27 protein-coding genes and 1 tRNA gene are annotated in these 25,182 nt (G+C 63.4%); 14 read left to right on the forward strand and 14 right to left on the reverse strand.

What is annotated here, in order from left to right; all coding sequences use genetic code 11:
* Positions 1–113 precede the first annotated feature (113 nt).
* The 4 genes from LB520_RS02575 (at position 114) to LB520_RS02590 (ending at position 5,854) form a co-directional block, all read left to right on the forward strand.
* Positions 114–1,793: an NAD+ synthase gene (locus LB520_RS02575; protein WP_224636313.1), complete on the forward strand. Its 1,680-nt coding sequence runs from the start codon at positions 114–116 to the stop codon at positions 1,791–1,793.
* Between the two features lie 7 nt (positions 1,794–1,800).
* Positions 1,801–2,208, forward strand: coding sequence for a GNAT family N-acetyltransferase (locus LB520_RS02580; RefSeq protein WP_224636314.1), 408 nt, complete (start codon positions 1,801–1,803; stop codon positions 2,206–2,208).
* A 373-nt stretch (positions 2,209–2,581) separates the two neighbouring features.
* Positions 2,582–4,387, forward strand: a complete 1,806-nt coding sequence (locus tag LB520_RS02585) for an ABC transporter ATP-binding protein (protein WP_224636315.1) — start codon at positions 2,582–2,584, stop codon at positions 4,385–4,387.
* 309 nt (positions 4,388–4,696) lie between these two features.
* Positions 4,697–5,854, forward strand: a complete 1,158-nt coding sequence (locus LB520_RS02590) for a hypothetical protein (RefSeq protein ID WP_224636317.1) — start codon at positions 4,697–4,699, stop codon at positions 5,852–5,854.
* A 5-nt stretch (positions 5,855–5,859) separates the two neighbouring features.
* On the opposite strand, the gene LB520_RS02595 is transcribed toward LB520_RS02590, so the two are convergent.
* The 4 genes from LB520_RS02595 to LB520_RS02610 form a co-directional block, all read right to left on the reverse strand.
* A complete protein-coding gene (locus tag LB520_RS02595; RefSeq protein ID WP_224525466.1) occupies positions 5,860–6,348 on the reverse strand; it encodes an NUDIX hydrolase in 489 nt (162 codons plus the stop codon).
* Between the two features lie 198 nt (positions 6,349–6,546).
* Complete coding sequence (gene gpt, locus LB520_RS02600; RefSeq protein WP_095765134.1) at positions 6,547–7,047, reverse strand: xanthine phosphoribosyltransferase; 501 nt, start codon at positions 7,045–7,047, stop codon at positions 6,547–6,549.
* Between the two features lie 263 nt (positions 7,048–7,310).
* Positions 7,311–8,144, reverse strand: coding sequence for a universal stress protein (locus LB520_RS02605; RefSeq protein WP_224525470.1), 834 nt, complete (start codon positions 8,142–8,144; stop codon positions 7,311–7,313).
* Positions 8,145–8,224: 80 nt separating this feature from the next.
* Positions 8,225–8,965 (reverse strand): competence/damage-inducible protein A, encoded by a 741-nt coding sequence (locus tag LB520_RS02610; RefSeq protein WP_224636319.1) that lies wholly within the window; start codon positions 8,963–8,965, stop codon positions 8,225–8,227.
* Between the two features lie 78 nt (positions 8,966–9,043).
* On the opposite strand from LB520_RS02610, the gene LB520_RS02615 reads away from it, so the two are divergent.
* Positions 9,044–10,063, forward strand: a complete 1,020-nt coding sequence (locus tag LB520_RS02615; protein ID WP_224636320.1) for an alpha/beta fold hydrolase — start codon at positions 9,044–9,046, stop codon at positions 10,061–10,063.
* Positions 10,064–10,239: 176 nt separating this feature from the next.
* Positions 10,240–10,512, forward strand: a complete 273-nt coding sequence (locus LB520_RS02620) for a hypothetical protein (protein WP_224525477.1) — start codon at positions 10,240–10,242, stop codon at positions 10,510–10,512.
* Between the two features lie 70 nt (positions 10,513–10,582).
* On the opposite strand, the gene LB520_RS02625 is transcribed toward LB520_RS02620, so the two are convergent.
* The 3 genes from LB520_RS02625 to LB520_RS02635 all read right to left on the reverse strand — a co-directional run bounded on the left by LB520_RS02625 (position 10,583) and on the right by LB520_RS02635 (position 12,395).
* Positions 10,583–10,822 (reverse strand): DUF2188 domain-containing protein, encoded by a 240-nt coding sequence (locus LB520_RS02625; protein WP_095765137.1) that lies wholly within the window; start codon positions 10,820–10,822, stop codon positions 10,583–10,585.
* A 25-nt stretch (positions 10,823–10,847) separates the two neighbouring features.
* Positions 10,848–11,126 carry a DUF982 domain-containing protein gene (locus tag LB520_RS02630; protein ID WP_095765138.1) on the reverse strand — a complete coding sequence of 93 codons (279 nt, stop codon included), beginning with the start codon at positions 11,124–11,126 and terminating at the stop codon, positions 10,848–10,850.
* 165 nt (positions 11,127–11,291) lie between these two features.
* The gene (locus LB520_RS02635) at positions 11,292–12,395 is read right to left on the reverse strand and encodes an NADH:flavin oxidoreductase/NADH oxidase (protein WP_224636321.1); all 1,104 of its coding nucleotides are present in this window, start codon (positions 12,393–12,395) and stop codon (positions 11,292–11,294) included.
* A gap of 189 nt (positions 12,396–12,584) precedes the next feature.
* Here LB520_RS02635 and LB520_RS02640 point away from each other — a divergent pair, with 189 nt between their 5' ends.
* Positions 12,585–13,163 (forward strand): NUDIX domain-containing protein, encoded by a 579-nt coding sequence (locus LB520_RS02640; RefSeq protein WP_095765140.1) that lies wholly within the window; start codon positions 12,585–12,587, stop codon positions 13,161–13,163.
* Positions 13,164–13,245: 82 nt separating this feature from the next.
* Here LB520_RS02640 and LB520_RS02645 read toward each other — a convergent pair.
* Positions 13,246–13,331: transfer RNA gene (locus LB520_RS02645), tRNA-Leu, on the reverse strand.
* A gap of 165 nt (positions 13,332–13,496) precedes the next feature.
* On the opposite strand from LB520_RS02645, the gene LB520_RS02650 reads away from it, so the two are divergent.
* Positions 13,497–13,748 (forward strand): hypothetical protein, encoded by a 252-nt coding sequence (locus tag LB520_RS02650; protein ID WP_224601500.1) that lies wholly within the window; start codon positions 13,497–13,499, stop codon positions 13,746–13,748.
* A gap of 229 nt (positions 13,749–13,977) precedes the next feature.
* Here LB520_RS02650 and LB520_RS02655 read toward each other — a convergent pair whose 3' ends face one another.
* Positions 13,978–14,634: an outer membrane protein gene (locus LB520_RS02655; protein WP_224636322.1), complete on the reverse strand. Its 657-nt coding sequence runs from the start codon at positions 14,632–14,634 to the stop codon at positions 13,978–13,980.
* Positions 14,635–14,794: 160 nt separating this feature from the next.
* Here LB520_RS02655 and ade point away from each other — a divergent pair, with 160 nt between their 5' ends.
* A complete protein-coding gene (ade, locus tag LB520_RS02660) occupies positions 14,795–16,612 on the forward strand; it encodes an adenine deaminase (RefSeq protein WP_224636323.1) in 1,818 nt (605 codons plus the stop codon).
* 7 nt (positions 16,613–16,619) lie between these two features.
* On the opposite strand, the gene LB520_RS02665 is transcribed toward ade, so the two are convergent.
* A complete protein-coding gene (locus LB520_RS02665; RefSeq protein ID WP_224636324.1) occupies positions 16,620–17,768 on the reverse strand; it encodes an alpha/beta hydrolase in 1,149 nt (382 codons plus the stop codon).
* A 117-nt stretch (positions 17,769–17,885) separates the two neighbouring features.
* Positions 17,886–18,962 carry an alpha/beta hydrolase gene (locus LB520_RS02670; protein ID WP_140840540.1) on the reverse strand — a complete coding sequence of 359 codons (1,077 nt, stop codon included), beginning with the start codon at positions 18,960–18,962 and terminating at the stop codon, positions 17,886–17,888.
* Positions 18,963–19,193: 231 nt separating this feature from the next.
* On the opposite strand from LB520_RS02670, the gene ilvA reads away from it, so the two are divergent.
* Together ilvA and LB520_RS02680 are read left to right on the forward strand one after the other, a co-directional pair.
* Positions 19,194–20,450 (forward strand): threonine ammonia-lyase IlvA, encoded by a 1,257-nt coding sequence (gene ilvA / locus LB520_RS02675; RefSeq protein ID WP_224543785.1) that lies wholly within the window; start codon positions 19,194–19,196, stop codon positions 20,448–20,450.
* Positions 20,447–20,998, forward strand: coding sequence for a DUF1697 domain-containing protein (locus tag LB520_RS02680; protein ID WP_224636325.1), 552 nt, complete (start codon positions 20,447–20,449; stop codon positions 20,996–20,998). The genes ilvA and LB520_RS02680 overlap by 4 nt, the downstream gene beginning before the upstream one ends.
* Before the next feature lie 34 nt (positions 20,999–21,032).
* Here the strand turns inward: LB520_RS02680 and LB520_RS02685 are convergent, their stop codons facing one another.
* Together LB520_RS02685 and gloA are read right to left on the reverse strand one after the other, a co-directional pair.
* Entirely contained in the window at positions 21,033–21,320 is a 288-nt protein-coding gene (locus tag LB520_RS02685; RefSeq protein WP_224525489.1) for a DUF2218 domain-containing protein, read from the reverse strand.
* A 114-nt stretch (positions 21,321–21,434) separates the two neighbouring features.
* Complete coding sequence (gene gloA / locus LB520_RS02690) at positions 21,435–21,875, reverse strand: lactoylglutathione lyase (protein WP_095765146.1); 441 nt, start codon at positions 21,873–21,875, stop codon at positions 21,435–21,437.
* A 262-nt stretch (positions 21,876–22,137) separates the two neighbouring features.
* On the opposite strand from gloA, the gene LB520_RS02695 reads away from it, so the two are divergent.
* The 3 genes from LB520_RS02695 to LB520_RS02705 all read left to right on the forward strand — a co-directional run bounded on the left by LB520_RS02695 (position 22,138) and on the right by LB520_RS02705 (position 24,123).
* Entirely contained in the window at positions 22,138–22,731 is a 594-nt protein-coding gene (locus tag LB520_RS02695) for a cold-shock protein (RefSeq protein ID WP_095765583.1), read from the forward strand.
* A gap of 114 nt (positions 22,732–22,845) precedes the next feature.
* Positions 22,846–23,340, forward strand: coding sequence for a DUF192 domain-containing protein (locus tag LB520_RS02700; RefSeq protein WP_224525491.1), 495 nt, complete (start codon positions 22,846–22,848; stop codon positions 23,338–23,340).
* A 15-nt stretch (positions 23,341–23,355) separates the two neighbouring features.
* Positions 23,356–24,123, forward strand: coding sequence for an alpha/beta fold hydrolase (locus LB520_RS02705; protein ID WP_224636326.1), 768 nt, complete (start codon positions 23,356–23,358; stop codon positions 24,121–24,123).
* A gap of 46 nt (positions 24,124–24,169) precedes the next feature.
* Here the strand turns inward: LB520_RS02705 and speB are convergent, their stop codons facing one another.
* Positions 24,170–25,135 (reverse strand): agmatinase, encoded by a 966-nt coding sequence (gene speB / locus LB520_RS02710; RefSeq protein WP_224636327.1) that lies wholly within the window; start codon positions 25,133–25,135, stop codon positions 24,170–24,172.
* Positions 25,136–25,182: the final 47 nt, after the last annotated feature.

The raw sequence follows: 25,182 nt of genomic DNA on the forward strand, positions 1-25,182 counted from the left end.
ATCGATCGACGTCCGTCGATCGATCAGGGAGATAGTCGGCTCTGCCGATTATGTCCCAAGTGGCACAACCAAACGCCATTGCGGGGCGATTTCAGCCACGCTAAATCCGTAGCATGACCAAGACCGCTCCCGATATCCTGCGCATTGCCGTCGCCCAGCTCAACCCGACCGTCGGCGACGTCGCCGGCAATCTGGCAAAAGCGCGCGAGGCGAGGGCGGACGCGGCGCGCCAGGGCGCCGATCTGGTGCTCTACACCGAGCTCTTCCTCGCCGGCTATCCGCCGGAAGACCTGGTGCTGAAGCCTTCCTTCCTGAAGGCTTGCGAGAAGGCGGCGCAGGACCTCGCCGAGGACACCGCCGATGGCGGGCCGGGCGTCATCGTCGGCACGCCGCTGAAGCGCCGGACCGGCACGCATAACTCGATCGTCTTCGCCGACGGCGGCAAGATCATCGCCGAGCGCTACAAGCTCGACCTGCCGAATTATGGCGAATTCGATGAGAAGCGCGTCTTCCAGGCCGGGCCGGAACTGCAGGGTCCGGTCAACTTCCGCGGCGTGCGCATCGGCATTCCGATCTGCGAGGACATCTGGGGCGACATCGCCGTGTGCGAGACGCTTGCCGAAAGCGGCGCCGAGATCCTGCTGGTGCCGAACGGCTCCCCCTACTATCGCGCCAAGATCGACGTTCGCCACCAGGTCGTCATCCGCCAGGTCATCGAGACCGGCCTGCCGATGATCTATGCCAACCAGCTCGGCGGCCAGGACGAGCTGATCTTCGACGGCGCCTCGTTCGCCATCGGGGCCGACAAGACGCTGGCCTTCCAGATGAGCCAGTTCGAGGAGGCGGTCGCCGTCACCACCTGGAAACGGAAAGGCGATCATTGGGTCTGCTCGGAAGGCCCGATGTCGAAGATCCCCGAGCGCGAAGAGGCCGACTACCGGGCCTGCATGCTGGGTCTGCGCGACTACGTCAACAAGAACGGTTTCAAGAACGTGGTGCTCGGCCTCTCCGGCGGCATCGACTCGGCGATCTGCGCCGCTTTGGCCGTCGATGCGCTGGGCGAAGAGCGGCTGCGCACCGTCATGATGCCCTACCGCTATACGTCGAAGGATTCGCTGAAGGACGCCGAGGACTGCGCGCGCGCGCTTGGCTGCCGCTATGACATCGTGCCGATCTCCGAGCCAGTCGAAGGCTTCAGGCACGCGCTGACCCAGCTCTTCGAGGGTACCCAGGAAGGTATCACCGAGGAGAACCTGCAGAGCCGCGCCCGCGGCACGATCCTGATGGCAATCTCCAACAAGTTCGGCTCGATGGTGGTCACCACGGGCAACAAGAGCGAGATGTCGGTCGGCTACGCCACGCTCTACGGCGACATGAATGGCGGCTTCAATCCGATCAAGGATCTCTACAAGATGCAGGTCTATGCGCTGTCGCGCTGGCGCAATTCGCATGTGCCGCCGGGCGCGCTTGGGCCGTCGGGGGAGGTCATCCCGAAGAACATCATCGACAAGGCGCCGTCGGCGGAGCTGCGCGAGAACCAGACCGACCAGGATTCGCTGCCGCCCTATCCGGTGCTGGACGACATCCTGGAATGCCTGGTGGAGAACGAGATGAGCGTCGACGACATCGTCGCGCGCGGCCACGACCGCGCCACGGTGACACGTGTCGAGCACCTGCTCTACATCGCCGAATACAAACGCCGCCAGGCGGCGCCCGGCGTGAAGATCACCAAGAAGAATTTCGGCCGCGACCGTCGCTATCCGATCACCAACCGGTTCCGGGACCGCGGCTAGCCTTCGCATGCACGACGTTGAAATCAGTTTCGACCTGTCGCGGATCGATTTCCGCGTGACCTCCGATCTGCTCATGCAAAGCTATTGGGGTGCGTCCCGCACCGACGAGGCCAACCGCCGCGCCTTCGACAACTCGCTTTGCGTCGGCGCCTATCATGGCGGCGAGCAGGTCGGCTTCGCCCGCGCGATCACCGATTACACGGTCTTTGCCTATCTTGCCGACGTCATCGTCTGGCCGGAGCGTCGTGGGCATGGCATCGGCAAGCGGCTTGTGCAGGCGCTCCTCGATCATCCCGATATGAAGACCGTTTCTCATTGGAGCCTGACGACCAGCGACGCTCACGGCCTCTACCAGAAGTTCGGATTCCGGGCGGAAGGGCGTTACATGCGACTGGATCGCTCACCCGTTGCCTGAGGCCGGCCACAACCCGCCGTTGTTGCAAATTCGTCGCAGTGCTTGGACCAGATGTCGTTTTGGCGACGGGCCGACTTGGCGATCGGCTGATGCCTGCCTATAACAACCTTTCCGCGATTCCCTTCCGGGAGGACCGTATGGCAGGATTTGACATCGTTGTGCGAGGCCGCGAGGCCTAGGTCGGCGTTGGCGCTCCGAGGGTTTCTCGGAGAGCCAGACGTGGACCAGGCATCTGACGCTGCCGGTCGCCGCCTCAGCGCAGGCGGCCTACCATATTGAACCTCCCGCTTTCAGGGACGCCGCAGGGCGCGGACGCGGGTTTTCCAATTCGATTTTTTACCGGGACCGGGCTCGTTTGCGCCCGTATGACATCATGGCTCGTTTCAAGATCGACCTGCGCGCAAGCGCCTTTCGCAGCGTGCTTGGCTTTACGTTTAGCCACTGGCGCCACCAGCCGTGGCGGCTTTCGCTCATCATGGGCGCCTTCCTGCTCTCGACGCTCGCCGACGTGCTGACACCCTTCTATTCCGGCCGCCTGGTCGATGCCGTCGCCAGCGGCGCCGGAACCGACGCAGTCGCCTGGAATGCGGCGATGACGGCGTTCTCGACCTTGATCGCGCTGGCGCTGGCCGGTGTCGTGCTGCGCAATGTCGCGTTCCTGTGCATCGTCGAGTTGACGCTGAAGATGATGTCGGACATTGCGGCCGATGCCTTCCATCGGGTGCAGCGCTTCTCGACGGACTGGCACGCCAACAGCTTTGCCGGATCGACGGTGCGTAAGATAACGCGCGGCATGTGGGCGTTGGACCTGCTCAACGACACGATCCTGATCGCGCTGCTGCCGTCGGTCGTCATGCTCGTCGGCTCCACGCTGCTGCTCGGCTGGTTCTGGCCGTTGATGGGGGCCGTGGTGGCCGCCGGTTCGGTGCTGTTCATCGCCGTCACGGCGATGCTGTCGCTCGGCTATGTCGCGCCTGCCGCACGGCTCGCCAACAGCTGGGACACGCGGCTGGGCGGCTCGCTGGCAGACGCGGTGAGCTGCAACGCCGTCGTCAAGGGCTTCGGCGCGGAGGCACGCGAGGAAGCGCGGCTGGCGCGCGTTGTCGCCAAATGGCGCCTGCGCACCGGCCGCACCTGGATGCGCGGCACTGCCAACGGCACCACACAAGGGGTGCTGCTGCTGCTGATGCGGGCGGCGGTGATCGGTCTTGCCCTGATGTTGTGGGCCTGGGGCCAGGCGAGCGCCGGCGACGTTGCTTTCGTGCTGACCTCGTTTTTCGTGCTGCAGGGCTATCTGCGCGACATCGGCACGCATATCCGCAACCTGCAGCGCTCGATCAACGACATGGAGGAACTGGTCGACTTCCAGTCCGAGCCGCTCGGCATCGAGGACCGGCCCGGCGCTCGGCCGATCCGGATCAGCGACGGGCACATCGCCTTCGACAAGGTGACGTTCCACTACGGCACCCACCTTCTGCCGCTCTACCGCGATTTCTCGGTCGATATCGCGGCCGGCGAGCGCATCGGACTGGTCGGGCATTCGGGGTCGGGCAAGACGACCTTCGTCAAGCTGATCCAGCGGCTTTATGATGTGAATGCCGGGCGGATTCTGATCGACGGGCAGGACATCTCGCAGGTCGAGCAGGCTTCGTTGCGCAGCCAGATCGCCATCGTCCAGCAGGAGCCGATCCTGTTCCACCGGTCGCTCGCCGAGAACATTGCCTATGCCAGGCCCGGCGCCAGCCAGGCCGAGATCGAGCATGCGGCCAAACTCGCGAGCGCGCATGATTTCATCACCAGTCTGCCCAAGGGCTATGGAACCCTGGTCGGCGAGCGTGGCGTGAAGTTGTCGGGCGGCGAGCGTCAACGTGTGGCGATCGCCCGCGCCTTCCTGGCTGACGCGCGCATCCTGATCCTGGACGAGGCGACATCGAGCCTCGATTCGGAATCGGAGGTGCTGATCCAGAAGGCTATGGAGCGGTTGATGGTTGGGCGCACGACCCTGGTGATCGCGCACCGGCTCTCGACGGTGCGCGCGCTCGACCGGCTGCTGGTCTTCGATCGCGGGCGTATTGCCGAGGAAGGTTCGCATGACGAGCTGATCCGGCTGAACGGCGGCATCTACCGGCGGCTGTTCGAGCGTCAGGCGCTCGAGCTAACCAAGGGCCTCGTCGCCTGAGGAAAGGATGGCGCCCGGCTTGGCGGGCGTCATCAGCCGCAACGCGGTTGCAACCGCTCTCCCGTCATGCGGTTAAAGGGGTTCAATATGTTTTTCAAATTACTTTATATATATTGAAATTTTTAGGAAATTCTATTTTAGTTTTTAGGTACTCACGTACATTCAGACAATGATTTTAATGTATTTACAGAAAAGAAAATGAGACATGGCAGAAGAAGGCCTATAGGATTTTTTCGCAGGAAGCCGACCAGGCGGAGATTTCCTTTGAGAAGCACGACCGCCTTTAGCGCTTTCGTATAGGCAATCACGATGAATCTTGTTTCCGCGAGTCCGGGACAGGTGGTTGCGCCACTGGAATCCCAGCATGGCTCGGTTCGGCCTTTAACCGCCGAGGATCTCGAGCAGGTCGCCGCGCTGTTCCTGATGAAGTTTCGCCATCGTCGCCGCCAGCGCGATCGCGCGATCGCGCAGACGGCGGACTATATGAGGGGGCTTTACCTGGACGGGGATGAGAGCAAGGCTCTTGTCCAGATCAATCCGCAGGGCCGCTTGGGTGGCTTCATGGGCGTTCTGAAAGCCCGCTATGAGCTCAATGGAAGGGCATTGAGCGCGGCCATCATCGGTCCCTTCATGACCGACTCCAGCATCGATCACGGTTGGGCCGGCCCGCAATTGCTGCGTGCCCTGCATCAGGGTGAATTCGACCTGTACCTGACCGATTCCGCCAACCGGACATCCTTGGCGTTCGCGCGTCCGATGAAGTATCAGCTGCTGCCGGTGCATTGCCTGGAGTGGACCTGCATTTTCCGGCCGGGCGCCATGGCCGCTGCCGTGCTGCGCCGTAAATGGCCCGGGCTGCCTCGCCTGGCGCTCGATCCTTGCGCGAGAGCGTTCGACGCTCTTGCAAGAAGAAGATTCGAGCCATCGGCCCAGCATCCGTCATCCCAACGGATCCACCGGGAGCCGATCGATGCGGCCCGATTTGCGGAGCAACTGCCTGCCCTCATGACCGATTACTCCCTTCGGCCGAGTTGGAAGGGCGAGGAGTTGCCGCGGCTGCTCGCGCTGGCGGCCGAGAAGCGGGCCGACGGGCCACTTCATTTCGGCGGGACTTACGACGAAACGGGCAGGATGCTGGGCTGCTACGCCTTCTACGGCCAGGCCGGCGGCATCGCGAACCTATTGCAAATCCAGGCGTCCGGATCCCACTGGGGAGCGACACTGGACGGCCTCATCGCGGCTGCGCGGGAGATGGGCTGCGTCGGCATCGCCGGGCAGACGCAGAACCGGTTCATGCCGCAACTCTTCGGCCACAAGGACGTCTTCTTCCGCTATGCCGGGGGCACGATGGTCCGCTCGCGCATCGCCGAGGTCATCGAAGCGGTCCGCTCCGGCGACATTTTCATCGGCGGGTTGATGGGCGATCGTTGGACCCGGCTCAGTTCCGACGATTTTGGCCTTGCCTGAGCGGGTCAGGCGAACTTGCGCGGCGCGGCGCAGAAGCCGGCAATGATCTGGCAAAGGTCGGGTTCGTTGACCATCCGGATGGCTTCGTTCGGGCCAACCCATTTACGCGTTCGCGCGCGCTTCTCTTTCCAGCGGTCCGCGACGCGGTCGACATGCAGCGGAAAGACCAGTACCTCGCAAGGCACTTCCTCGCCGGAGGCGAGGACTTTGGCGTAGAAATAGCGGCCGGCTTCAACATGCGATATGGAGCCGCGCAGTCCGGCTTCCTCGCCTGCTTCGCGAGCGGCGGCTTCGCAAAGCGGTTCCCTGGCCTCCGGCCAACCCTTGGGCAGCACCCAGCGACCGGTGTCGCGGCTGGTGATCAGCATGATCTCGACGCCGTTCTCACTCTCGCGCCAAGGCAAGGCGGCAACCTGCAGGCGACAAGGCGCAACGCCGAAGAGCCGCCTGACTCTTTCGGCCATTTGGTTGTGCGTCGTCGGCCTCGTCAACATGGTAAGAAGCTGCCCCAGCCTCCAGAATCGTTTGCCACCTTACGAATCTTACGGCGAATTATGAGCTTTAAAAGTAAAAAACTTCACTCCGTCGGAAAATCTCACCAGAAAAAGTCAATCCTGCAAAGTAGTCGTGCTCCTTGGTACGACTACACGACCCAAGTTTGAGGCAGATTCTCTGGAAAACAAAATGGCCGTTCAGCCGGCGTGATCGTCCGCGATCGGCTTCTGGTAAGTGAAGCCCATGTCCCACGGGAAGTAGATCCAGGTGTCCTGACTGACCTCAGTGACGAATGTGTCGACCAGCGGACGGCCCTTCGGCTTGGCATAGACCGTCGCGAAATGCGCCTTCGGCATCATCGCGCGCACTATGCCGGCCGTTTTTCCGGTGTCGGTCAGGTCGTCGATGATCAGCACGCCGGCTCCGTCATCGGCGAGCAGCGGAGGCGAAATCTCTTTCAGGACCTGCAACTGACCCTGGCTGGTGTAGTCATGATAGGAGGCGACGCACACCGTCTCGATGACGCGGATGCCGAGTTCGCGCGCGATGATGGCGGCGGGCACCAGGCCGCCGCGCGTGATGCAGACGATCGCTTTCCATTGTCCCTTGTTGGCGCCGGACAGCCGCCAGGAAAGCGCGCGGGCGTCGCGGTGGAACTGGTCCCAGGAGACGGGAAAGGCTTTTTCGGGAAGGGACATGTTCGCGCACTCCGCAAGCGCGCGCCATCAGCGCGCAGAAACAATGGAATGCAGGCGGAATTAGCTGGAAAGCCTTGCTCTTGGCAAGGGACAGCGGATGGACGTCCCCGGATGATGTTTGACCACGGCAGGTGGGACGGCCCTCGACCTGAATTTCCGACGATCTTCCGCGGGAGACCGGTGGACCTCCGTTTCGAGAGCGCGACTGAGATATCATCGCGGACGGAGAACCGTGTCACGCTTTTCCCGGAGTTGCTCCGGCGTCACCGCGACAGGAAAGCGGCTACATTCGTGCTGCGCAGTACCGTGCGGGTAACGCCGCCGAACAGGAGCTGGCGCAGCCAGGAGTGGCTGTAGGCGCCGAGCACGAGCAGGTCGGTGCCGGATTCGGCCATCCTCGACTGGATGATATCGTCGATTGCCGAGCCATCCGACTTCTGCACCGAGACGCTGACATTGGCGCCGTGGCGCGACAGGGCGGCCGCGATCTCGGCGCCGGCCGCCTCGGGGGATTCGTCCAGGCTCTCGGGCGGATCGATGACGAGAATGTCGGTCTTGTCGGCCTCGGCAATGAAGGGCAGGGCGTCGAAGGCCGCGCGGGCCGCTTCCTTGCTGCCGTTCCAGGCCAGCAACACACGCCTGAAGGTTGTCACCAGCGGGCCGTCATGCGGCACGACCAGCACCGGCCGGCCGGCATCGTAGACCAGCGTGTCGACATCGGCGCTCGGATCGCCGCCGGTGTCACGCTGCGCGGCGATGATCAGATCGGCGGCGCGCACGCTCGATATGCCGGTCAGCGCGCTGTCGCCGGAAAAGCTCTCCAGGCTTCGCCATTCGAAGGAGAGGCCGGATTCCTCGATCCGCTTGAGGAAATAGGCCTGCAATTTGTCGGCGCGCTCCTTGTTCATCTCGGCCGAGACCTGCAGGAATTCGGTGTCGGGAAAGCCCGTGGCCGATGTGTAGGGCACGGGAAGCGCCTCGGCATGGATGCCGACGAGATGGCTCTCGAATCTTTCGGCAAGCGGAAGGGCGCAATCGAGAACGCGCTCGGCGTCCTGTTCGTTCTGCAAAATGGCCACGATCGTCTTGAAGCGCATGGCTGGTCCCTCAATTGTTTACCCCGCGCATCTGCGCGGCAAGGGAACGCCTCAGCGCATTGACTGGTTCCAGCCGCGGATCAGCCTGCCTCGGCCAAGCCCGCCACCATCGCCTCGACGTCCTTGCGCGCGGCCTCGAGCGCTTCCTCGCTGCGGGCGCGGACAACGAGCTCGGTCCAGAACTTGCCGTCGCCATATTTGGGATAGGAGCCGATGATGGTGCCTGGATGCGCCTTCTGGATCTCGGCCAGCGGCCCGCCGATCAGGCCCTCGCCGAAGGGACAGTGCACCGTGGCCGACAACATTTTGGTGCCCGCCTTGAGCGTCGGCACCACATTGTCGAGCATGGCCTGGAAGATCGACGGCACGCCGGCCATGACATGGACGTTGCCGATGCGGAAGCCCGGCGCGACCGAGACGGGATTGTCGATATGGTCGGCGCCGCGCGGCATGCGCGCCATGCGCTTGCGCGCTTCGGTGAACTCAATGCCGCGCCCGGCATAGCTTGCTTCGAGCAGCGCATAGGCCTTGGCGTCGTATTCGCAAGGCACGCCAAAGGCCTTGGCGATGGAGTCGGCGGTGATGTCGTCATGCGTCGGGCCGATGCCGCCGGTGGTAAAGACGTAGGTGTAGCGGGCACGCGAGGCGTTCACCGCCGCAACGATCTCGTCTTCCTCGTCAGGGACGATGCGCACTTCCTTCAGGTCGATGCCGATCGCCGTCATGATATCGGCGAGATGGCCGATGTTCTTGTCCTTGGTGCGGCCGGAGAGGATTTCGTCGCCGATGACGAGCATGGCGGCGGTGACGATTTCAGGCATGGCGGGCTCCGGCAGCAAAGGTCGCCTGAGATAACGCGGCCCGCGGCCGGCCGCAATGCGAAAGCCGGATCAGTGCTTGTGGCGGCGGCCGTTGCGGATATGGTGCGGTCGGTCGGCTGGGGTGAAAACATGCTGATGTCGTTTGTCCTGTGGTTGCTCGTCGGCTTACTCATCGCGGCGGCGCTTGCCGTGCTGGCCGTGACAGTTGCGACCTGGCGGATTGCGGCAAAGGCCGAAAGACTGGTGCCGGCTTGCGGCAAATTCGTCGAGATCGACGGCAACCGCATCCACTATGTGGAAGAGGGCGACGGCAGGCCGATCGTCTTTGTGCACGGGCTGGGCGCTCAACTCCACCACTTCCGCCAGACGCTGTTCGGCCGCTTCGGTCCTGGCTACCGGCTGATCGCCCTCGACCGGCCGGGGTCGGGCTATTCAGTTCGGGCAACCGGGGCCACCGGCCGGCTGCCCGAGCAGGCTGACATCGTGCGGCGCTTCATAGAGGAATTGCGCCTGGAGCGGCCTTTGGTCGTCGGCCATTCGCTCGGCGGGGCCGTTGCGCTTGCGCTGGCGACCGGGCATCCGACCGCGATTTCCGGCATTGCGCTGCTCTCGCCACTGACGCATCTGGAAGCGAGGGGGCGTCAGAGATTTGACCTGCTCTATGTTCCGTCACGGCTGCTGCGCCGCGTCCTGGCCTATACGGTGGCGATACCGCTCAGCCTCCGTTACGCGCAGCCGACGCTGCAGTTCATTTTCGCGCCGCAAGCGGTTCCGGCAGACTACATGATCGGCGGCGGCGGATGGCTGGGGCTGCGTCCCTCCCACTATTTCGCCACGTCCACCGACGTCGTGGCCGTGGAACGGGATCTTGGCGAAATCGAACGGTCTTACCGCGAAATTGCGATGCCGGCAGGCATTCTGTTCGGCACCGGCGACCAGGTAATCGGCGAGGCGGTCCATGGCCAACCGATGCTGGACAAGATCGACGGCCTCGACTTTGAGCGGATCGAAGGCCTGGGCCACATGCCGCAATTTACGGACCCTGAACGGGTCGTGGCCTTCGTCCAGCGTATCGCGGCGCGCGCTTTCGCGCATTGACCGCAATTGACCTTGGCGGGGGCTCGCGGCTCTTCACGCGGCGTCACGCAAATGTGTCGGACATTCTGTCCTACCCGGAATTTCCAGGGGAACCTTCGCACCCAACCCAGGGTTTCGTTGGTGTCGCCAGGGCCTTGGCGCCCGTTTTTTTGGCGATCAAGAGAATGGAGAATCCAATGATTACAAGACTCATTGCAGCTTCGGCGCTGGTGCTGGCCATGGGTGGCGCAGCCATGGCGCAGTCATCCGATGACTGGTGGTGGTGGCACCGCGATCATCGTCCCGACACGAGGCAGCAGGTAGATCCCTATACCACTGGCAGCATCAATGGCGGCTCCGGGCTGACCACCTACGGGAATACCGGTGGCATGGGGCCGTGCGCCCACAACACACCCGGTCCGGATGCCAACTCGCAACAGAACGTCAACGATAACTACTGCGGTAAGTAGTGCCGCATAGCCACCAGCGGCCGGTGCGAGGCCTTCCGGCTTCGCCGGTCGCGGGGCGGTTCCAACTCGCTTAGTCGGAGACTTCGGTTTGCGGGCGGTCGCGGCCGTCGGCGAGTTCGTCGTGCCACGTGCCTTCGGCGTCCTCATATTGGATGCCGTCGGTGGTACCGGCAACCTGCTGTTCGGACGAGGCGATCTCGGCGGCGCGCAGCGCCTCCTGGTGCGTGCGGAAAGTCTCGGAAAATGTCGAGCCGACCTTGTAGGCCCAGCCGCCATCATGCTCGACGATCTTGTAAGTCAGCTTCGCCATGGAATCCTCCGGTTAAGAAGCGTGCTCAGTGCAGCTTTCCGTCGGGCAGCCTGTCTTCGGGAACCAGAACTTCCGATTCCCTGGCTGCCTCGACAAGGGCGCGACGCGCGTCCGCTGTCGAACGATAACCTTCCAGCGCTTTGAGGCAAGTGTCGAGAGCATAACGATGGCGATCGCCGCGATTGAGCGGCCAAACGGTCATCAGGCACTCGGCGGCCTCGCGGGTGCTGCTTATCTGGCGGTATTTGCCGACATGGCCGAGCTCGACCACCACCGGCTTTTCAAAGGGTTTGTTGTCCATCATGGCCGCCAACGTAAAGCGGCCAAATTGGTTGCAGTTGTGGCGAGGATCCTGCGCCCAAACGTCTCAGGACCCGGCCGATTTCCGGTTTTGTTTTGACGCAATTCGGACGGAAAGCCACGGCGAAGCCGCCGAGGCTGACCGTGTCACACTTTCCCTGGAATTGCTTTAGCCGGCGGCCTTCACCCAATGCCGCATCGTCGTCACCGAACGTGCCAGCTGCGGCGCAGGATGGATTTCCTCACCGAAGGCGGCGGCCGCGCGCCAGCCCCAGCGCGGGTCGGCGAGGAATGCGCGCGCCAGCGCCACCATGTCGGCACGGCCGTCGGCGACGATCGCCTCGGCTTGGCTGGGATCGTCGATCAGCCCCACGGCGCGCGTCGGAATGCCGGCGCCGTTGCGCACGGCCTCCGCCAGATGCACCTGGTAGCCGGGACCGGGCGGCACCTGCTGCAGGGGCGAATTGCCGCCGCTGGAGCAGCAGATATAGGCGATGCCCTCGGCCTTCAGCGCCTTGGCCACTTCGATTGCGTCCTCGATGTCGAAACCGCCTTCGACCCATTCCTTAACCGAAAGGCGCGCCCCCAGCATCATGGACGGGACGGCCTTTCTCACCGCCCTGGCGATTTCGAGAGCGAAGCGCATGCGGTTTTCCAGCGACCCGCCCCAACGGTCGGTACGCTGGTTGGAGAGCGGCGAGAGGAACTGGAAGATCAGATAGCCATGCGCGGCGTGCAGTTCGGCAAAGTCGAAGCCGGCCCGTTCGGCGCGCACGGCCGATTGCGCAAAACGTGCAATGAGCTCCAGGATCTCGTCCTCCTCCAACGCATGCGGCACGTTCCAGCCCGTGTCGTAGGCGATGGCCGAGGCAGAAACCGTCTGCCAGGGATCTTCGCCCGGCTGCAGCGGACCGCCGCCTTCCCAGGGTTTGCGGTTGGAGGCCTTGCGGCCGGCATGGGCAAGCTGGACACCGAATTTCGTGGCGGGCGCGGCGACGCGTCTGGCGGCGTCGAGCGTACGCTTCGCGGCCGCCTCGTTGTCGTCCGAATAGAGGCCGAGGCAGCCATGCGAGATGCGCCCGCGTCGCTCGACATCGGTCATCTCGACGGTCACCATGCCGGCGCCCGACATTGCCAAGTTCATCCAGTGATGGAGATGCCAATCGCTGGCCGAGCCGTCCTCGGCCGAATACTGGCACATGGGGGCAACCGCGATGCGGTTGGGGAAGGTGAGGCCGCCGAGGGTGATCGGCTGGAAAAGCGATGACGTCATGTGAAACGGGCTCCTGGAGAGATACCGCTATCTAGGCAGTCGCGACGCGACGCGCCAGACACGAGCCGGTGAGACTCCCCCGCTGGACCAATCGGTTTCGAGGCCAGTCGGATACCAGGCCAGTCGGTTTCCTGGATTGCCTGCGACACCTTTCACCGCTACGCCTTTGCAACCAATACGGAGGTCGTCATGGAAGATCGCATTCGCATCCGTTCGCAGGAGGTCCTTTCGGACGACTGGGCGGTGCTGAAGAAGACGGTGCTCGACTATCGCCGCCGCGACGGGCGATGGGAGACGCAGACCCGCCAGACCTACGATCGCGGCGACGGCGCCGTGATCCTGCCCTTCGATCCGCAGCGCTCGACCGTCCTCCTGGTGCGTCAATTCCGCTTCCCGGCTTACGCCGTAGGCCACCACGAGCCGCTGATCGAGGCTTGCGCCGGCTTGCTCGACGAGAACGATCCCGAAACCGCCATCCGCAAGGAAGCGGAGGAGGAACTGGGTTATCACCTGAAGGATGTCGAGCGGCTGTTTTCGCCGTTCATGAGCCCGGGCAGCGTGACGGAGCGGCTCTGGTTCTTCACCGCGCGCTATTCGCCGGCCGACCGTATTTCCGACGGGGGCGGTGCGCCGGAAGAAGGCGAGGACATCGAGGTTCTGGAAATGCCCTTGGACGAGGCGCTGGCCGGCATCGCCGACGGCCGCATCGTCGATGCCAAGACGATTATTCTGATTCAGCATTTGAAGCTCAACCCGATGAAAGGTTGAGCCGATTGCGCGTTGGAGGTGGCCTGCCATCCGAAGCTCCTCCTTCGCCAAGGCTTCGGAGGACTCGTCGAAGAGCGAAGGGTGGTGCGGACGACGGGAATCGAACCCGTACGATCAGAGATCGAGGGATTTTAAGTCCCTTGCGTCTACCAATTCCGCCACGTCCGCAGGCGTGCCCTTTTCAGATGCCAGATATGAGCCGTCAAGCCATGTTTCGGATCGGCTGCGCTTTGTGCCGCCGTCCGGCCCGTTCTCAAGTGCAGATTTAATATTAGTGATATTTAAAATGCCAACTTCTCTGAACTGATCCCATTAGCCTTTATGTGCGAGTCTATGGCCGGCTTTGATGGTGGAACCATGCGTGGGCCAGGCTGGATCAGGGGACTGCGGGAGGAGGAGGCGCAGCAGCTGCGCAGGGAGATCGGTCGGCTCGAACGAGGGCTGATCGAGGCCGCCAATTCGAAGGCCAAATGGAACCTGCACGAGGTTGCGCACACGTTGCGATGGCAAAAGGCCCGGCTGCGGCGGCTGGAGGAATGCCTCGAGGTCATGCCTGAAGGAAAGAGGGCTTCGGACCGGTCTTGACCGTTCAGCCAAGCATGTCCGCTAGGCGGGGCAGGGCGGTGGGAAAGTGGCGCGATCACGCTATTACGGCCTGCCCTGGGAGCGCTAATGTTTGCGCCGTGGCGGATCGATCCGCCGAGGCCGGCGTCTATCAGGCCCCTACCCATTCCCCCGCCCCCTGCGGGCGCCGGCCACCCTGAATTTTCAAGACATGCGAGAGGGGGGGCGCGTCGTCGCGGTGCCGCAAACCCTAGAATTTATAGCTGAAATTCACGCCTAGCGTCTGCAGCTTCACGTCCTGATCGCGGTCGGCGAAGGTGTCCGGCGCATCGAAATGCTCCTTGCCGAAATCGTAGTAGCGGTATTGCGCGCCGACGACGACATTGTTGGTCAAGGCATAGTCGACACCGGCGCCGAGCGTCCAGCCGGTGCTGGTGTGGGTTTGGGCAAAGGCCGTGCCTGCTGCCTGCGAGGTCTCGATGCCGGCAAAAGCCACGCCGCCGATGCCGTAGATCAGCACGCGATCCGTGGCGTAGCCGGCCTTGGCATCGATCGATCCGAACCATTTGATGTCGGTGCCGAATGTGTTTGCCGGGCCGGCCTCGGCGGTGCCGTTGATCGAGGCGTAGTTCAGATCGGCTTCGGCGCCGATCACGGCCTGGTCGAACTGCCAGAGCCCCGCGACATGGCCGCCGACGAAACCGCCATCGATATCGGGCTTCACCGAACCGCCCTCGACGCTGATGTCGGACCGGCCCCAGCCATAGCCGGCCTGCAGGCCGGCGTAATAGCCGGTCCAATCGAAGCCGGCCGCGGTCATCGGCAGATCAGCCCCCAGATCCGCCGCCCAAGCGGAGCCGGACAGCAGGACAAGAAAACCGGCACTGGCAAGCGTCAGGCGACGCATCGATCGCTCCGAAATGGCGGTTTCGAACGACTCCTCGAAGCAGACTAGCCCCATTCGCCGCGAAACGGAATTGCATCTCTGCAACAGTGGTTTACGACCTGATGCTCTGGCTCCGGACGCCGACATTTGCCAAAGTGACCTACGCAGAGGACTCAAGCCCATGACGAACGCCAAGCCGACCAGCGCCGCAAAGCCAAAGCCGTGGACGGAAGTGGCGACACATCTGGTCGACGTCGCGATGGGCCGAAAGCCGGCCGATCTGGTCATCCGCAACGGTCGCTGGGTGAACGTCCATTCGGGCGAGATCATCCCCGGCACCGATATCGCGATCGCAGCCGGCCGCTTCGCCTATTGCGGGCCGAACGCCAGCCATGCCATCGGGCAGGGGACGAAGGTCGTCGATGCCGGCGGGCGCTATCTGGTGCCCGGCCTTTGCGACGCGCATATGCATGTCGAAAGCGGCATGGTGACGGTGACGGAGTTCTGCCGCGCGGTCATCCCGCACGGCACGACCTCGATGTTCATCGATCCGCACGAGATCGCTAATGTGCTTGGACTGCCGGGCGTGCGCCTGATGCATGACGAGGCGGTCGCGATGCCGATCAACGTGCATGTGCAGATGCCGTCCTGCGTGCCGTCGGCGCCGGGGCTGGAGCATGCCGGCGCCGAATTGACGGTCGCCGACGTCGCCGAGGCCATGACCTGGGAAAATATCATCGGGCTTGGCGAGGTGATGAATTTCCCCGGCGTCGCTGCCAACGATCCGGTGATGTCGGGCGAGATCGCCGAGACGGTCAGGGCGGGCAAGACGGTGGGCGGGCATTATGCATCGCCCGATCTCGGCCTGCCCTTCCACGGCTATGTCGCCGGCGGAGCGGAGGACGACCATGAAGGCACGCGCGCGGAGGACGCGATCGCGCGGGTGCGCCAGGGCATGAAGGCTATGCTGAGGCTGGGCTCGGCCTGGTACGACGTCGCTTCGCAGATCAAGGCGGTGACCGAGGGCGGCATCGACCCGCGCAACTTCATCCTGTGCACCGATGACAGCCACTCCGGCACGCTGGTGCATGAAGGCCATATGGATCGCGTGGTGCGGCATGCCATCAGCCAGGGGCTGAAGCCGGTGACGGCGATCCAGATGGCGACGCTCAACACCGCGCAGCATTTCAGGCTGGAGCGCGAGATCGGCTCCATCGCGCCCGGACGGCTGGCCGATCTGCTGATCGTTTCGGACCTTGCCCGGATGACCATCGACGAGGTCTATGCCCGCGGCGTCCGGGTGGCCAAGGCCGGCAAGCTCGAGATCGACATCCCCGCCTATGACTATCCGCAATCCGCAAAGAACACGGTCAAGCTCGGCAAGAAGCTCGCGGCGAAGGATTTTGACATTTCCGCGCCGGCGGGCGCCAACGAGGTGCGGGCGCGGGTGATCGGCGTGATCGAGAACCAGGCGCCGACGCGGGCTCTGGAAGCCGATCTGGCGGTTGAGGACGGGCTGGTCGCCATGGATCGCCGCAACGACATCTGCCAGATCGCCCTGGTCGAGCGGCATCGCGGCACGGGCGGCGTCACCAACGCCTTCGTCTCCGGTTTCGGCTATGTGAAAGACTGCGCAATGGCGTCCAGCGTGGCGCATGACGCGCACCACATCATTGTCGTCGGCACCAACAAGGAGGATATGGCCTTGGCCGTGAACCGGCTGAGCGAGGTGGGCGGCGGCGTCGTGCTTTATTCCGAGGGCAAGGAACTGGCGCTCGTCGAGATGCCGATCGCCGGCCTGATGTCCGACGAACGCGCCGAGATCGTCGCGGCCAAGGCCGATCAACTGACCGAGGCGATGCGCAAGGTCGGCTGCTCGCTCAACAACGCCTATATGCAGCACTCGCTGCTGGCGCTCGTGGTCATTCCGGAGCTCAGGATCTCGGACGTCGGCCTGGTCGACGTGACGACGTTCCAGAAGGTCGATCTTTTTATCTGAGCGTCAGCTATCCGCCGGTAGCGATGGTCAAGACCCTGAACGGCGTGGTGATGACGACCTCGGCGACCGAGCCGACCGCCTTGCCGAGGCCTTGGCCGATATCGTTGAGCTGCGTCGGGTCGGGCTCGTCCGACGCAAGCCCGGCCGGTGTGCGCAGCCGGTTGCCCAGCAATTGCACCAGGATCGGGTTATCGGCGAATTTGGCGTGGTTCAGGCCGTCGCCGCCCTTGGCGTGGGTCAGGTCGACGACCGTCACGCCGTAATCGGCAAGATCGGCCGCGTTGCCGTAGTCGCCGACGCGCGGCTTGTCGCCGGAAATGAAGCTCGACAGCTTCAGCGCCCGGTCATCGCCCGAAAGCAGGATGGCGAAGGGTTTGTCCGGCTTGCCGTAGCGGATCATTTGCTTCTTGAAGACATCGACGTCGATGTCGGGCGAGGCGAGGATGACGTAACCGAGCTTGCCGCCGAGATCGCGGTCGCCGGTGATGGCGAGCTGTCGCAGCGCCTCCATCGTCAGCCAGGTGCCCATTGAATGGGCGATGATGTCGATGCTCTTGACGCGTGTCTTGGCAAGCATCCGCAGCGTCGCCTCGAGATCGTCGCGCGCGGCGGTCGAACTGTCCTTGTCATAGATGTAGCCGGTCGCCTTGGCGCTCGATGCCCATGAGAACAGCACCGGCGTTCCGGGATATTTGGTGTCATGCGCTATCTGCGTGATGCGGTAGATACCGTCGTCGAAACCGTTGTTGAAGCCGTGCACGAACACCAGGGCACGGTCGCCGCGCATGGAAATGTCGGCGCCGACCGCCTTGGCGAATTGCCGCGCGTCGCCATAGTGGACGACATCGGTGGCGGTGAACTGCTTGGCCGGATTGGAGTCTGCCGAGCCCTTGGCGCGCTCGATCGCGCCGACCTGGTGGATCTTCGGCACGGTGACGTCGATGCGGGCGTAGCTGGTGGTCAGCGAACGGTCGCCGTCGAAGACCTGGCGCGGATCCTTGGTCGCCTGCTGGCGGGTGGTGGCGACGAAGATCTCATGCGTGGCGGCGATGTCGGAGGCAGGCGCTGTAACTGTTTTGCGGTTGAGAAGATCATGCGTGGGACCGGCGCAGCCGGCGAGGGCGAGCGTGAAGGCAAGGCCGACAACGATCTTCACATGCGCAATCACCCGGGGTCCCCCAAGGGCGGCAACATCTCTTGCTACTGCGATAAAGCCAGAGAGCGGCCGGGTCCAGTTCAAAGTCCCTGCGGCGCGGAACCCGCACCGATACGGTTACTGCGCAGCGAGCTGACGGATGCGGTCCGTCACATCACGATCGCTGGCAAAGCCATCGTCCTCGCGCAGCCGCTGTCCGATCATCTGCACCATCATCGGATTGTCGGCGAATTTGGTGTGGTTGAAACTGTCGACGCCCTTGATCTTGGAGAGGTCGACCACCGTGACGCCATAGGAGGCGAGATCTGCGGCATCCCGATAGTCGCCGACGCGTGGCCGCGCGCCGGCGATCAGGCCGGAGAGCCGCAGCGCCCGGTCGTCGTCCGACAGGAGCAGGATGAAGGGCTTGTCCGGCTTGCCGTAGCGGCGCATCTGGCTCTTGAACACATCGACATCGATGTCGGGCGAGGCGAGCACAACGTCGCCGAGCTTGCCACCGAGATCGCGGTCGCCGGTGATGGCAAGCTGGCGCAGCGTCTCCATCGTCACCCAGGTTCCCATCGAATGGGCGACAATGTCGATGCGCCGGGCGCCGGTCTGCGCCAGCATCCGCAACGTCACCTCCAGCTGGTCGCGGGCGGCGGCGGCGCTTTCCTTGTCATAGACATAGTCGGTGGTCTTGGCGCCGGAGGCCCAGGAAAACAGCACCGGCGTGCCCGGATAGCCGGAATCGTGGACGATCTGAGTCAGCCGGTAGACGGCGTCGTCGAAGCCGGTGTTGTAGCCGTGGACGAAAACCATGACGCGGCCGCCGCGGGCGTCGATGTCGGTGTTGAGGGCGCTGGCGAATTTCGGCTGCGTGTCGTAGCCGACGACTTCGGAGGCCATGAAATATTTCGTCGGGTCGTTCGACTTGCCGCGCGAACGGCGCTCGATCTGGCCGGTCTGGTGAATGGGGGGAACGGTGACGTTGACACGCGCATAGTTGAGGGTCGCCGAGCGTTCGCCGTCAAAAACCTTGTTCGGGTCGTCGGAGCGCTTGCGGGTCGTGGCGATGAAGATCGAGTGGTTGCCGGCGATCTCGGTCGCCGTCGTCGGCACGACGACGCTGCCCAGGATTTCCTGCGTCTGCTGGCCCGCGCAGCCTGCTATCAGCAGGGCAAAGGCGATGATCAGAATTGTCTTCAACCGCACGTCGACACTTTCACTGGCATTCCACTCCGGCCACGATTGGCCGTCCACCTCCGCGGAAATCTCCCGGACAGCCGAAGTGCGGCTAAAGTAAGTCGTGTCCAGCGGAAATTGGCTCAGCGTCGGGCGACGGCCATCGCACTGTTGCGCGAAAGCCAAAACGGCGGCAGGAAGATTGCAGGCGCGGGATATGGCTGTCCTGGCGTACCGCCGAGACCAAATGAGGGACTTCTATTGAACAGCTTCTCTTCTCGCGTCGCCGCTGCCGCCGAGGCGATCCGCGAAATCTTTCCGGAAACGCCGCTGCAGGAGAACGATTATCTGTCCAAGAAGACAGGCGCGCGCATCCTTTTGAAGCGTGAGGATCTGACGCCGGTGCGCTCCTACAAGATCAGGGGCGCGTTCAACTTCTTCCGCAAGGCGCTCGCCGCCGGCAATAATGCCGAGCTGTTCGTCTGCGCCTCGGCAGGCAATCACGCCCAAGGCTTTGCCTTCGTCTGCCGCCATTTCGGCAAGAAGGGCGTCGTGTTCATGCCGGTGACGACGCCGCAGCAGAAGATCGACAAGACGCGGCTGTTCGGCGGCGATTTCGTCGAGATCAGGCTGGTCGGCGACTTCTTCGACGATTGCTACCGCGCCGCCTTCGAATTCACCGAAGCCGCCGGCGCGCATATGGTGCCGCCCTTTGACCACAAGGACATTATCGAGGGCCAGGCGACGGTTGCCTACGAGATCGCGGCCCAGATGCCGGGCGGGCGCGTGCCCGACATCGTCATGCTGCCGGTGGGCGGCGGCGGCCTCGCCGCCGGTGTGACCCACTATTTCGCCGACCAGCATCGCGATCCGCGTTTCGTGTTCTGCGAGCCGGCGGGCGCGCCGAGCCTGCGCGAGAGCCTTGCCGGCGGCAAGCGGGTCAAGCTCGCCAAGGTCGACAATTTTGTCGACGGTGCCGCGGTGGCCGAGATCGGACGCGAGCCGTTGCGCCATCTCAAGGACTTCACCGCCGATGCCGTGCGGCTGGTTCCGGAGAACCGGCTCTGCGCCACTATGATCGAGATGCTCAATGTCGAGGGGGTCGTACTGGAGCCGGCCGGCGCGCTGGCGATCGACGCGCTCAAGGATTTTTCGCGCAAGGAGATCAGGGGCAAGACCATCGTCGCGGTCGTCTCCGGCGGCAATTTCGACTTCGAGCGGCTGCCGGACGTGAAGGAGAGGGCGCTGCGCTTCGAGGGGCTGAAGAAGTATTTCATCATCCGCTTCCCGCAACGGCCGGGCGCGCTGCGTGATTTCCTCGAAATGCTCGGTCCCGACGATGACATCGCCCGCTTCGAGTATCTGAAAAAATCGGCGCGCAATTTCGGCTCGGTGCTGATCGGCATCGAGACCAAGGACCGGCGCAATTTCGACCTGCTGAAGACCAATTTCGACGCCGAAGGCGTGCAATATCAGGATATCACCGACAACGAGACGCTGGCGGGGTTCATCATATGAAGGGCCCGGTTTTCGTTGCGCTATTTTCCGGCATCAATGTCGGCGGCAACCGCGTCGTCAAAATGGCGGAGCTCAAAGCCTTCTTCGAAAGTCTCGGCTTCAGCGATGTCGCGACTTATGTGCAGAGCGGCAATGTCGTGTTCCGGGCGAAGAAGGGGGACGCGGCGGCGCTGACCAAGGAGATCGAGGCTGCCTTCGAGAAGAAGTGGGGTTTTCATTCGCGCATCATGGTGCGCGATGCCGGCTGGTTCGAGCGGCTGGTGAAGGACAATCCCTATCCCGAGGTCGCCGGCGAGCCGACCAAGCTGCACGCTTATGCGCTGGAACGGGAGCCGACCGCCGAGGAGACGAAGCGGCTCGCCGACAAATGCTCCGGCCCCGAGCGCTTCGAGATCAAGGGCGACGTGCTTTACCTCCATGCGCCGGACGGGCTCGGCAAATCGGTGTTCGCCAACCTCATCCCGCGTACCTTGAAGGTGCCGGGCACGGCGCGCAACTGGCGCAGCGTGCTGGCCCTGCTCGACATGGCCGACAAGGCCGGCGGCTGACTGTCCGAGGCACTTTTCCGGGAATTGCTCCGGCTCAGGCAGCCTTTTGCCAGTCGAAGCTCAATTCCTCGCGGAAGGCGAAGCGCTTGATATGGTCCGCGACCACGCTCTCCAGCCGCTCCAGCGACGCTTCGTCGTCGGCGGCCACAGCGATGTGCAGGGCACGATCGTCGGCATCCATCACGGTGCGGCCGATCGAGAGCTGGATAGCGCCGTGCTGCGGGTCGAACTCGACCGGGAATTTATGCGACCAGTGCTTGCAGAGCTGCTGCAGGTAGCGGCTGGCATGTTCGGTGGCGACATCGGCGCGGCTGGTCAGCATGAAATTCTCCTGGCGGATGAAGAGACGCCAGCCTGGATGAGGCTGGCGCCAATCGCGGATAGATAGGCAGCGCCGGGCGAAACGCTAGCTGCCCCCGGTCAAATCGGGGTGGATTTACCAGACGCCCGTGTTCGGCATCGAGGCCCATGGTTCGGCCTTCGCCTTGGCCGGGCCTTTCTGCAGCAGCTCGATCGAGATGCCGTCCGGCGAGCGGACAAAAGCCATGTTGCCGTCGCGCGGCGGACGATTGATGGTCACGCCATTGTCCATCAGCTTCTGGCAGGTTGCGTAGATGTCGTCGACCTCATAGGCGAGGTGGCCGAAATTGCGGCCGCCCTTATAGTCCTCCGGGTCCCAATTGTAGGTCAATTCGATCAGCGGCGCCTTCTCATGGATGCCGCTTTGCTCGTCTTCCGGCGCGGCGAGGAAGATCAACGTGTAGCGGCCCTGCTCGTTCTCGTAGCGGCGCACCTCCTTGAGGCCGAGCTTGTTGCAGTAGAAATCGAGCGACTGGTCGATATCGGCGACGCGGACCATTGTGTGCAGATAGCGCATGGCGGCTTCCTCAAAGTGTTGGGGTTGGAAGGCACCATAGGAGCCGTCCGGGGAAAGGGCAATCGTCCGACAATAGCGGCGGCACGGTCGACTTCAGGCCTTGCGATTTCGGCTTCCGGAAGCGCCGGCAAAGGACATTTCAGCCTTTCCGGTGCTGAACGGTGAAAAAAGGCACGTCAGCCCTTGCACACCCCGGAAGCCGCAGTGTTAATCTCTTGGCAAGAATCAGTTGCAGTTCAGTTGGAAAAAAGGGGGCATTCTTATGGGGGAAAAAGCCTCTTTCACGAGGCGGGACGGAAGCCTTGACGACGCCTTGCAGCGGGACAATGGCGGCGACTCCGCCGAGCTTGTCGAAATCGCCGGCGCTATCAAATGGTTCGACGTGGCCAAGGGCTACGGCTTCATTCTTCCGGACGACGGCGTCTCGGGTGATATTCTCCTCCATGTGACATGTCTTCGAAGGGACGGTTTCCAGACGGCGCTCGAGGGCGCGCGGGTCGTCTGCCTGGTGAAACAGGGCGAGCGCGGCTTGCAAGCTTTCCGCGTCCTTTCCATGGATGCTTCGACGGCCGTCCACCCGGCAGAGCAGGAACAGCGCACCCACGTCACCGTCAACCCGGAGAGCGGCCTCGAGCGAGCCTTGGTCAAGTGGTTCAACCGCACCAAGGGATTCGGCTTCCTGACGCGGGGCGAGGGGACGGAAGACATCTTCGTCCACATGGAGACGCTGCGGCGCTACGGCATAACCGAGCTCCGGCCCGGCCAAGTCGTGCTCGTTCGGTTCGGGCGCGGCGACAAAGGCCTTATGGCCGCCGAAATCCACCCTGATATGGGTACCTTGTCGGTCTCGCACTGAGGGCTTCTCGACGCAACTCGAAAAGTCCCTTTGCCGCGGCGCGACCATCTTGTCCGAAAACCGGTTCCACTTGTCCGGATCATGGGTTAGGACGAGCGTCTGGACGAGGTACGCATGGTTCATCGCAATTGGCTGACTGCGGGCATATTCTGCGCCGCGATCGTTTTCGCCGCCTGTTTCATCGCTGCGAAGCCAAGTTCGGCGGATGCGATGCTGCTGCCGATCGACCGGACGCCGCTTGTGGTGTCGACCGGTTCGGGAGAGCGTTCCTTCTCCATCGAGATCGCCGATACCTCTGCCGAACGCGAGGCGGGACTGATGTTTCGCCAGACCATGGCCGACGATCACGGCATGTTGTTCGTCTTTGAAAGAACGGACGAGGTGGACTTCTGGATGAAGAACACGCCGATGGCCCTCGACCTGATCTTCATCGGTGAGGATGGCAGGATCAAAGCCATCAAGCGCGGCGAGCCCGAATCCGAAGCGATCATCTCGCCGGGACAACCCGTGCGCTTCGTGCTTGAGCTCAAGGCTGGCACAGCCGCCAGGGACGGCATCAAGGAAGGCGATCTGTTGCGCCACCCGGCTATCGGTACTGGCGCCAACTGAAAAGCAAATCTGCCGATGCAGTTCTTTTCCCATGACGGTTTCGAACTTGCCTATCTCGATCGCCGGCCGGCCTCGGGGCAGGGCGACCCGGTGCTGATGATCCATGGCTTTGCCTCGAGCCACTACGTCAACTGGGTCTCGCCGGGCTGGTTCAAGACGCTGAACGACGCCGGCTACCGGGCGATCGCCTTCGACCATCGCGGCCATGGCTCGTCGTCGAAGAGCTATGACGAGGCCGATTACACGCCGGCCAAGATGGCGTCCGATGCGGCCGCGCTGCTTGATAATCTCGGCATCGAGCGCGCGCATGTTATGGGTTATTCGATGGGCGCGCGCGTCTCGGCTTTCCTGGCGCTCTCCGATCCGGAGAAGGTTGCGACGCTGGTGTTCGGCGGCCTCGGCATCGGCATGATCGACGGCGTTGGCGACTGGGATCCGATCGCGGCGGCCCTGCTGGCGGAAGACCCTTCCCAGACCACGCATCCGCGCGGGCGCTCCTTTCGCGCCTTCGCAGATCAGACGCGCAGCGATCGTCGCGCGCTTGCGGCTTGCATCGCAAAGTCGCGCGAGTTGCTGAGCGAGGATGACATGGCCCGCATCGCCCAGCCGACACTGATCGCCGTCGGCACCAAAGATGACATCGGCGGCTCGCCGGACGAGCTTGCCGCCCTCATGCCTAACGCCAGGGCCTTTCACATCGAGGGACGCGACCACATGCTTGCCGTCGGCGACAAGAGCTTCAAGCAACGCGTGCTCGAGTTCTACGCCGAGAACCCGCTCTGAGCGCGCGGCGCTGCTGGGCTGACAAATGGTCGATCTGCTCGTCGCGCTAGCCCTGCGCCCTCCTGTCGGCGAGGGACCTCGCCATGACGCACAACAGCTCGAACATCATTGTCGCGCCGGCCAGCGCCGTCATGCCGCCGACGTCGAACGGAGGCGCGACCTCGACGACATCGGCGCCGACGAAATTCAATCCGTCCAAAAATCGAACCAACTCCTGCGCCTCGCGTGTCGTGAAACCGCCGATCTCCGGCGTGCCGGTGCCGGGAGCCATGGACGGGTCGATGCAATCGATGTCGAACGTCACATAGATCGGGCTGTTGCCGACTAGATCGCGCGCTTCCTGCATGACCGAAGCGACGCCGCGCCGGACGAATTCTTCCATATAGATGATGCGCACGCCCTGAGCGGCCGCCCAATCGTGTTCGCCCGGTTCATAGATCGAGCCTCTGATCCCGATCTGGACAATCCGTTTCGGGTCGAGCAGCCCTTCCTCGATCGCACGACGAAAAGGCGTTCCGTGCGTGTAGGGATTGTCGCCGAAATAGCGGTCATTGGTGTCGGAATGCGCATCGAAGTGGATCATGCCGACCGGCCGCTTGCGGGCCACCGCGCGCAGCACCGGCAGCGTCGTCAAATGATCGCCGCCCGCAGCAAGCGGCAGGGCACCGTCCGCCACGATCGCGGCAATGCCGTCCTCGATGCGCTTCAACCCGTCGAGCAGGTTGATCGGGTTGACCGAGACGTCGCCGACATCGGCAATATTGGCGATGGAGAACGGTTCGGTTCCCGAGACATGGTGGACCCGGCGCATCAGGCTCGACTGGTTCCTGATTTCGCGCGGACCGTGGCGGGCGCCGGCCCGGTTGGTCGTGCCGCCGTCCCAGGGAATTCCGACAAGGGCGATGTCGAGCCCCTTCGCGCTCGGCACGGCCGGCAGCCGCATGAAAGTGGAAAGCCCGGCAAAGCGCGGCACCTGCGCGGCGTCGACGGGTTCGTGGAAGCTGTTTTCCATGGTGACGGCCATCCCAGAGCGGTTCACGTTCGATAGCGATCGCAGGG

Source organism: Mesorhizobium sp. CA12, assembly GCF_020165255.1.
Taxonomy (GTDB): Bacteria; Pseudomonadota; Alphaproteobacteria; order Rhizobiales; family Rhizobiaceae; genus Mesorhizobium.

Excerpts from the sequence above, each read along its gene's own strand:
- LB520_RS02575 (WP_224636313.1), top strand. The coding sequence starts at position 114 with ATGACCAAGACCGCTCCCGATATCCTGCGCATTGCCGTCGCCCAGCTC.
- LB520_RS02580 (WP_224636314.1), top strand. The coding sequence starts at position 1,801 with ATGCACGACGTTGAAATCAGTTTCGACCTGTCGCGGATCGATTTCCGC.
- LB520_RS02585 (WP_224636315.1), top strand. The coding sequence starts at position 2,582 with ATGGCTCGTTTCAAGATCGACCTGCGCGCAAGCGCCTTTCGCAGCGTG.
- LB520_RS02590 (WP_224636317.1), top strand. The coding sequence starts at position 4,697 with ATGAATCTTGTTTCCGCGAGTCCGGGACAGGTGGTTGCGCCACTGGAA.
- LB520_RS02595 (WP_224525466.1), bottom strand. The coding sequence starts at position 6,348 with ATGTTGACGAGGCCGACGACGCACAACCAAATGGCCGAAAGAGTCAGG.
- gpt (WP_095765134.1), bottom strand. The coding sequence starts at position 7,047 with ATGTCCCTTCCCGAAAAAGCCTTTCCCGTCTCCTGGGACCAGTTCCAC.
- LB520_RS02605 (WP_224525470.1), bottom strand. The coding sequence starts at position 8,144 with ATGCGCTTCAAGACGATCGTGGCCATTTTGCAGAACGAACAGGACGCC.
- LB520_RS02610 (WP_224636319.1), bottom strand. The coding sequence starts at position 8,965 with ATGCCTGAAATCGTCACCGCCGCCATGCTCGTCATCGGCGACGAAATC.
- LB520_RS02620 (WP_224525477.1), top strand. The coding sequence starts at position 10,240 with ATGATTACAAGACTCATTGCAGCTTCGGCGCTGGTGCTGGCCATGGGT.
- LB520_RS02625 (WP_095765137.1), bottom strand. The coding sequence starts at position 10,822 with ATGGCGAAGCTGACTTACAAGATCGTCGAGCATGATGGCGGCTGGGCC.
- LB520_RS02630 (WP_095765138.1), bottom strand. The coding sequence starts at position 11,126 with ATGATGGACAACAAACCCTTTGAAAAGCCGGTGGTGGTCGAGCTCGGC.
- LB520_RS02635 (WP_224636321.1), bottom strand. The coding sequence starts at position 12,395 with ATGACGTCATCGCTTTTCCAGCCGATCACCCTCGGCGGCCTCACCTTC.
- LB520_RS02640 (WP_095765140.1), top strand. The coding sequence starts at position 12,585 with ATGGAAGATCGCATTCGCATCCGTTCGCAGGAGGTCCTTTCGGACGAC.
- LB520_RS02650 (WP_224601500.1), top strand. The coding sequence starts at position 13,497 with ATGGCCGGCTTTGATGGTGGAACCATGCGTGGGCCAGGCTGGATCAGG.
- LB520_RS02655 (WP_224636322.1), bottom strand. The coding sequence starts at position 14,634 with ATGCGTCGCCTGACGCTTGCCAGTGCCGGTTTTCTTGTCCTGCTGTCC.
- ade (WP_224636323.1), top strand. The coding sequence starts at position 14,795 with ATGACGAACGCCAAGCCGACCAGCGCCGCAAAGCCAAAGCCGTGGACG.
- LB520_RS02680 (WP_224636325.1), top strand. The coding sequence starts at position 20,447 with ATGAAGGGCCCGGTTTTCGTTGCGCTATTTTCCGGCATCAATGTCGGC.
- LB520_RS02685 (WP_224525489.1), bottom strand. The coding sequence starts at position 21,320 with ATGCTGACCAGCCGCGCCGATGTCGCCACCGAACATGCCAGCCGCTAC.
- gloA (WP_095765146.1), bottom strand. The coding sequence starts at position 21,875 with ATGCGCTATCTGCACACAATGGTCCGCGTCGCCGATATCGACCAGTCG.
- LB520_RS02695 (WP_095765583.1), top strand. The coding sequence starts at position 22,138 with ATGGGGGAAAAAGCCTCTTTCACGAGGCGGGACGGAAGCCTTGACGAC.
- LB520_RS02700 (WP_224525491.1), top strand. The coding sequence starts at position 22,846 with ATGGTTCATCGCAATTGGCTGACTGCGGGCATATTCTGCGCCGCGATC.
- LB520_RS02705 (WP_224636326.1), top strand. The coding sequence starts at position 23,356 with ATGCAGTTCTTTTCCCATGACGGTTTCGAACTTGCCTATCTCGATCGC.
- speB (WP_224636327.1), bottom strand. The coding sequence starts at position 25,135 with ATGGAAAACAGCTTCCACGAACCCGTCGACGCCGCGCAGGTGCCGCGC.